Origin of the sequence: Butyricicoccus sp. AM32-19, from assembly GCF_003480365.1 — a bacterium.
GTDB lineage: Bacteria > Bacillota > Clostridia > Oscillospirales > Butyricicoccaceae > Agathobaculum > Agathobaculum butyriciproducens.
Window position 1 is genome coordinate 1 of record NZ_QUIX01000034.1, and the last position, 3629, is coordinate 3629.

The 3629-nt window shown below is 50.3% G+C and carries 2 protein-coding genes and 1 pseudogene; all 3 read right to left on the reverse strand.

Features of this window, described 5'->3' with window-relative positions; all coding sequences use genetic code 11:
* Positions 1 to 412: 412 nt before the first annotated feature.
* Positions 413 to 1288, reverse strand: a complete 876-nt coding sequence (locus tag DW806_RS14855; protein WP_442861158.1) for an IS3 family transposase — start codon at positions 1286 to 1288, stop codon at positions 413 to 415.
* A pseudogene (locus DW806_RS16155) lies at positions 1268 to 1465 on the reverse strand (transposase); the annotation flags it as partial. The gene DW806_RS14855 and the pseudogene DW806_RS16155, both read right to left, overlap by 21 nt.
* A gap of 75 nt (positions 1466 to 1540) precedes the next feature.
* Positions 1541 to 3427: an LTA synthase family protein gene (locus DW806_RS14860; RefSeq protein ID WP_118730438.1), complete on the reverse strand. Its 1887-nt coding sequence runs from the start codon at positions 3425 to 3427 to the stop codon at positions 1541 to 1543.
* Positions 3428 to 3629 lie beyond the last annotated feature (202 nt).

Below are 3629 nucleotides of genomic sequence, written 5' to 3' on the forward strand. Positions count from 1 at the left end.
AACGCCTACATCTAAAGCAGCAACGAAAGTTGCTGCTTTTTCTTTTGAGGGTAGACACCTACGGTTTCTACCCTCTTAGCTCCCATTTTCCTTTACTTCTTAGTTTGGCGCAAACCAGAAACCAGCGATCGCTCCGAAAAGGGGAACGGCAGAGGATCTTTTCTACTGTAGGGGAGCACAGTGTGCTCCCATTTCTCGACCTATTCGCAGTGTCAGATTCTTTGCTGCTACACATGCGGTTAAGTCTACGCAGGCGCAACATACCCGTGTCGCGCGAATTGTTTACGGGTGCTGGTGGCTGGGGCCTATCAGGTAAAGCACATGCTTGGACTTAGATGGATTTTAGATAATAAAAACGACTGCATATGAAGTGACCCCCAAAAGTTAGACAAAAATTCGTCGTAAAAATTGTTCAAGCAGCCGAAAGGGCTTGTTGTCTGTGAATTGCAGGCGGCAAGCCCTTTAGCTTTGCCTTGATTCTGCGGTTGTTGTAGTAGTCCAGATACTCAATGAGCTCCTGGTTGAAGTGCTCCATGGACTGAAATTCCTGCAGATACAATAGCTCACTTTTGAGTATTCCAAAGAAGTTTTCAATCACAGCATTATCCAGACAGTTTCCTTTACGGTTCATGCTTTGCCGGATGCCCTTCTCCCGGAGCATGCGCTGGTACTGCTTGTGCTGATACTGCCAGCCTTGATCAGAATGGAGAATGAGGTTTGTTCCGTCCGGCATTTTTGCAAATGCCTCGTTCAGCATGGTTGTCACCATGCTGAGCACGGGACGCTCCGATATGGTATAGCTGACCAGATTGCTGCTGTGCAGATCGAGAATCGGGGACAGATAGAGTTTCTCCCCAAACAAGTTGAACTCCGTCACATCCGTGACCCACTTCTGATTGGACTTGTCTGCATGGAAATCCCAATTTAACAGATTTGGTGCAACTTTACCCACATTTCCCTCATAAGAACGGTATTTCTTCATTCGGACGCGGCAAATCAGCCCTAACTCCTTCATAAGTCGCTGAACGGTTTTATGATTCACAAGGAACCCTCGGCTGCGCAGCACTGTCGTAATCCGCCGGTAGCCGTATCGGCCCCTGTTTTCGTGGTAAATCGTTGTGATTTCTTCCTTAGCGGATGTATATTTGTCTGTTTTCCGCATTTGTTTCAAGTGATAATAGAACGTTGCACGGGGCAGTTGAGCGATGGAAAGCAGAAGATTTAGAGAATATTTTTGCCTTAGTTTCTGAACTACTAGCGTTTTGTGCTGGCGTCGTTCGATGGCCAATGCCTCTGACCCTTCTGATAGATAAATACGCTTCCAGTTTCTGACCTGAGTGGCACTGCTTACTTCAAATCGTCTCGCTGTTTCGCAGTAACTCAACCTTTCTTCCATCATGGTTTCCACGACCAGCTTCTTAAACTCCGGCGTGTATCGTTTGTTCGGTTTTCCTCTTGATATAATAAATCACCCCATCTGTTAGATAGCATATCATACTGTCTAACAAATGGGGTGCTGTTCAATAGCAGTCGCTTCTGTTTAATTGCCACTGGTTGCGTTTGCGGCGTCGCTTGAAGTTGTACTTGCTGGAGAGGCAAACAGTTCTGCCTGGCGTTCGTCGCCGCCGAACAGGTTGTTATATTGTACGCGCTCGTAATCTTCAATCAGCGGGGTAAATTTTGTGGTATCCAGATGGCTGTATGCGTTGCCTTCACTATCGAAATAGCCGGCAAAGGTCATCGCCGGAATGGTTTTCTGCAGATTCCACAGGTATTTTCCGTAGGCACTGGTTTCAATGCCTGTGTTGCGCAGCACATACTGCGCGAGAAAGTTCAGGCTGGTGATCTTTGTCGAATCGCCGGTCAGCGGGTAATTGGCCCAGATGATGAACGGCACCTTAAACTTATCCATATACTGTGCCATGGTCATTTCGTCCTGGGTGACGCCGTACGCCTTATCGAGAAATTCCTGCTCGACAGACGGCTGATGATCGCCGAACATAACGAGAATGGTCGGCTCAGTCTGTGACGAGAAGTAGTCGATCAGCTTTTTGAAGGCCTCATCGGTCTTGTTGGCGAGCGTCAGATACTGCTCTGCCTTGGGGTACACGCCCGGCTCATCGACGACCTGCACCTCAGCGGGGTAATCCTCAACCGTGTAGCTTCCGTGGTTTTGAATCGTCACATTAAACAGAAACAGCGGTGTGCTTTCGTCCTTATGCTCAAACTCCCAAATAATCTGCTCGAAGTCGGAATCGTCGCTGACGTAGCCGTGCTCCTCGGTCTGCGGTACGTCCATGTCCTCGCCGCACTTGAATGAGTCGAAGCCCAGACGCGGATACGCGATATTACGCTGCCACGAGGTCTGCTCACCCGGATGGAACGCACGCGTTTCGTAGCCGTAGCCCTTGAGCAGCGTAGCCAGCGAATCCGTCGGACCGAGGATGTACTGCTGATACGGGATACTGCCCGACGGCAGGAAGTTCATCGAATTACCGGTCAGGAACTCAAACTCGCTCGTGCTTGTGCCCGCGCCGAATACCGAGGTGTAGGCGTGACCATGGATTGCATTCGACACACTGCTGATGTAATTCATTGGGCTTTCCGTAAGCGTCAGATTGCCGAAGTCCTCAAAGTCCGCCCATGATTCATTCATAATGGCAACAATATTCGGGTGATCAACGCCGACATTCGGTGTCGGGTCATCCTCTGCACCATATACAATGGCGTTGACGCGTTCTGGCGTGGTATCATCCGGTTTTTCCACTTCCATAAATTCGGTGTTTCGCAGAAATTCTGCAGCGGCACCGCCGGTCTGGTACGCACCGAGCTGATCCCACACGTCGGTCTCTACGCCGAACATGCCCAGTATTTGCGGGTGGGCGATTGGGATGAGACACAGCAGACCGGCAATCAGCACGGAACCGCGTCGCAGCAGATCGCCTTTGCGCAGCCGAAAATGCCCCATCTTATAATAAGGACGCAGCGCCCACGCAAGCAGCGTGACCAGCATAATGCAGATGGCGATTTGCCAGGTCATAGACAGGCTGTAACTGCCTGCAACGGCTACAGCGGTACCGAGTGCCTTAAAGTCCCACGGCAGAATAGGTGTGCCGCGGAAGACAGAAACGAAGTAATTCGCAGCGCCCCACATACCGGCCAGAATGTGCAGCAGCACGCAGCAGACCGCCGGATAGCCGATAATCGCACAGCCGATCCAGTAGAGTGCGCTGAGGCATAGCCAGTTAGCCAGCGCCACGCCTGCGCTCATATTCCACGGCGGAGAGCCGAGCACAAGCTGCATCAGCCAAAACGCGGTAAGCGGTGTCAGTAGCAGCAGGAGCAGCTTTTGCGCCCTTGTGTTTTGGCGCAGCGGCACATCACACCGTGGCAGCAGCTGTCTGATCAGTGAACCAACTTTTTTCATAAACCGTTCTCCTTGTAAAAAAGTTCCCACAAGAGCGGAATTATACACTAAATTGGGGGAAATGTCAAGGTTAGATGCGGCTTACAGGGCGCGCGACGGAGAAAGGCAGGTATACTATTATAATACAGGCATTGTGTGGCACAAAAATAAATAAAAAAGTACTTGACATTCGCTGTCGGATTTGGTATTCTATTAAAGCTGT

Coding starts and splice junctions, on each gene's coding strand:
- DW806_RS14860 (WP_118730438.1), bottom strand. CDS start 3,427: ATGAAAAAAGTTGGTTCACTGATCAGACAGCTGCTGCCACGGTGTGAT.